This window comes from Sphingomonas sp. DC5200-1 (assembly GCF_049897245.1).
GTDB classification, from domain to species: Bacteria; Pseudomonadota; Alphaproteobacteria; order Sphingomonadales; family Sphingomonadaceae; genus Sphingomonas; species Sphingomonas aquatilis.
Genome location: NZ_JAFCVW010000033.1, coordinates 1 through 2,517 on the forward strand (window position 1 = coordinate 1; position 2,517 = coordinate 2,517).

General features: G+C 68.4%; 2 protein-coding genes. Both read right to left on the bottom strand.

Annotated elements, in window-relative coordinates; translation table 11 throughout:
- Window positions 1-174: 174 nt before the first annotated feature.
- Complete coding sequence (gene istB / locus ACP7A3_RS20870) at window positions 175-903, bottom strand: IS21-like element helper ATPase IstB (RefSeq protein WP_061781607.1); 729 nt, start codon at window positions 901-903, stop codon at window positions 175-177.
- Complete coding sequence (gene istA, locus ACP7A3_RS20875; protein WP_084445614.1) at window positions 890-2,401, bottom strand: IS21 family transposase; 1,512 nt, start codon at window positions 2,399-2,401, stop codon at window positions 890-892. The genes istB and istA overlap by 14 nt, the downstream gene beginning before the upstream one ends.
- Between the last annotated feature and the right edge of the window lie 116 nt (window positions 2,402-2,517).

The following is a 2,517-nucleotide window of genomic DNA, read 5'->3' on the forward strand; positions in this document are numbered from 1 at the left end:
TGTCAATCGGCGTCCAAAAAGGACCCCCTATCGGCGTGCAAAAGGGACCCCCTTCGTCGAGCAGCGTGACGGGTATGACGGGCGCACCGTTCGCGCTGGTTGCGGCGTAGGGCGGGCGTAGCCCGACCGGAGGCGCAACCAGCGCGAAGCGTTCTCTGCCGGGTGTTCCGGGCGTTAGCTGCGGTGCTTGAAGCGCCAGCTGTCGTTGCCGGTCTCGACGATGTCGCAGTGGTGGGTAATGCGGTCGAGCAGCGCGGTGGTCATCTTGGGGTCGCCGAAGACGGTCGGCCACTCGCCAAAGGCGAGGTTCGTCGTGACGATGACCGAGGTCTGCTCGTAAAGCTTGCTGACCAGGTGGAAGAGCAGCTGACCGCCCGAGCGGGCAAAGGGCAGGTAGCCGAGTTCGTCGAGCACCACGAGGTCGAGCCGGGAGAGCTGGTTGGCGAGCGCACCGGCTTTGCCGAGGCGCGTTTCCTCCTCGAGCCGGTTCACCAGGTCGACCGTGTTGAAGTAGCGCCCGCGGGCGCCGGCCCGCACCACGTTGGCGGTAATCGCGGTGGCCAGATGCGTCTTGCCGGTGCCCGTTCCACCGACCAGCACGACGTTGCGCCGGCCGGGGAGGAACGAGCCACTGTGCAAGGAGCGCACCAGGCCCTCGTTGATGGGGGTGTCGTCGAAGACGAAGGCGTCGAGGTCCTTCACCGCCGGCAGCCTGGCGGCCGACATCCGGTAGCGGACGGACGCCGCATGGCGGTACGTTGCCTCGGCACGCAGCAGGTCGGTCAGGATCTCCATGGTCGTGCGCTTGCGCTGCAGCCCGGTGGTGACGGCCTCGTCGAAGGCGCCAGCCATGCCCTTGAGGCCAAGGTCCGCCATGGCCGTCATCATCTCATGCCGCTGCATGGAGGCCTCGCAGGCTGTCATAGCGGGTGCAGTCGGCACGCGGCGGGTGGCGCAGCGCCAGGTCCTCGGGCGTGACGATGGTCAGCGGCCGGGGCGGCTCGCGTCGGCGGGCCAGGATGTTGACGATGACGTCGTCGCTGGCGGTGCCCGCCAGCAATGCTTCGCGCACGGCCGCTTCCACCGCCTCCAGCCCGTCGTCGAGCACGGCTGCCAGCACGCGCACGAACCGCCGGTCGGCATCGTCACCGGCGCCGAGCTTGCGGCGCAGTCGTGACAGCGCAGGCGGCAGCTCCCAGCCCTGGAACGGCGCGCCATTGCGCAGGGCGCCCGGCTTGGTCACCAGCACCGGCAGGTAATGCCAGGGGTCGTAGATGGTCCGGTCACGCCCGAAGAACCGGGGATGGTCGGCGACGACCTGGCCGTCGCAGCGCACGACGATGCGGTCGGCATAGGCGCGGACCTGGACAGCCCGCCGAACCGCCCGGGCGGAGACGGAGTAGCGGTTGCGGTCGAAGCTGATGAGGCATGTGCCGCTCACCGCGTGCTCGCTCTCATGGAAGCCGTCGAAGGGCGCGACGACCGGCTGGAGCACGCCACGCTCGGCAGCCCATGCCTGCGCGACGGTCAGCTCCTTCTGCTCCGGATGCCGGTGCATGTCGGCCCAGCGACGACACTCCGCCTCCAGCCAGCCGTTCAGCTCCTCGATGCTGGCAAAGCGCAAGCGCGGCTGGAAAAGCCTGCCACGCGCGGTCTGCACCTGGTTTTCGACCTGGCCCTTCTCCCAGCCTGACGCCGGCGAGCAGGCCGTCGGCTCGACCATATAGTGGTTGGCCATGACCAGGAAACGCCGGTTGAAGACCCGCTCCTTGCCGGTGAACACGCTCGTCACCGCCGTCTTCATGTTGTCGTAGATGCCGCGCGTCGGCACGCCTCCGAAGAAGGCGAACGCCCGCGCATGGGCGTCGAACACCATCTCCTGTGTCTCGCGCGGATAGGCTCGCACATACATGGCCCGCGAAGCGCACAGCCGCACATGGGCGACCTTCACGCGCATCGGCTTGCCCGCGATCTCGACGTCCTCGTGGCTCCAGTCGAACTGATACGCCTCGCCTGGTCGGAACAGCAGCGGGATGAACGCCGGCGCATTCATCACGTCGCGACGCCGCGCCTGCCGCCAGCGGGCCGCATAGCGGCGCACCGCGTCGTATGAGCCGTCGAACCCCTCGCGCAGCAGCAGATCGTGGATACGCGTGAGGCGCAGCTTCTCGCGCCGCGGCCGTGCCTCGTCTTCCTCCAGCAACGCATCCAGTCGCGTCTGAAACGGCCCCAGCTTCGGCAGCGGCTGCACCTCCCGCCGGTAGCCCATGTCCGCCTCCGGCGCCCGGATCGCCTTGCGCACCACCTTGCGCGACAGGTGCAGGTCCCGCGCTATCGCCTTGATGGCCTTCCCCGACGCGTGCTCGCGCCGGATCCTCAACACCGTCTCCAATACCAGCATCCCGATCTCGCCGCCTGACACACCGCCAAGCGAGCACCCTAGACCACCGGGATGAGGGGTCCTTTTTCGACGCCGATCACCCCGCTACCGGGGTCCCTTTTCCACGCCGATCCACA

What these genes read in the sequence shown, in the direction of transcription:
- istB (WP_061781607.1), bottom strand. Translation starts at nt 903, where the DNA reads ATGCAGCGGCATGAGATGATGACGGCCATGGCGGACCTTGGCCTCAAG.
- istA (WP_084445614.1), bottom strand. Translation starts at nt 2,401, where the DNA reads ATGCTGGTATTGGAGACGGTGTTGAGGATCCGGCGCGAGCACGCGTCG.